The 539-nt window shown below is 33.0% G+C and carries 1 protein-coding gene; it reads right to left on the bottom strand.

Going from position 1 to position 539, the window contains the following annotated elements; all coding sequences use genetic code 11:
* Window positions 1–145: 145 nt before the first annotated feature.
* Window positions 146–280 (bottom strand): hypothetical protein, encoded by a 135-nt coding sequence (locus tag BWGOE10_RS33780; RefSeq protein WP_002192042.1) that lies wholly within the window; start codon window positions 278–280, stop codon window positions 146–148.
* Between the last annotated feature and the right edge of the window lie 259 nt (window positions 281–539).

The following is a 539-nucleotide window of genomic DNA, read 5'->3' as shown; positions in this document are numbered from 1 at the left end:
ATATTAGTTTACTTTCAGTGATAGAAGTAGAACCACATGCCCATCAACCCAATATTTTGGAGTACCTCCAAAAAAAATTAACCTCAGATACAACAAAAGAGCCTTACCTCTGTAGGTAAGGCTTCACTAGTATAGTTGTATATATTTACATAACAAATAAGAAACATAAAACATATAATACCAAGTAGAAGAACCCTAATATTCCGCCTATAGCTAGTACCTGTTTAACCCAGCTCTTGAATTTCAGATTACTGTCAATAATCGCTTGCACTCTTTCCATATCCGTTTCCTCCTATTAAGGAGAACCCTTAAAGACTCTCACCTCGCTATGATACCATTAAAGAATGACTAATAGATGTCTAATTTTTGTCTAAATGTATAATATTGCCCTATATGCAATATTGCATATAAGAATGTATTGATAAAAATGTAAGCGCTTACTATAATGAAAGCATAAAGATAAATCACATCTTAGCATCAACAACAGAGGAGGAAATAATATGACAATCGCAATGGCAGTTTTATCATTCTTAGGTGGA

The organism is Bacillus mycoides (assembly GCF_001757995.1).
Lineage (GTDB): Bacteria > Bacillota > Bacilli > Bacillales > Bacillaceae_G > Bacillus_A > Bacillus_A mycoides_B.
This window is presented reverse-complemented; position numbering and strand designations above follow the sequence as displayed.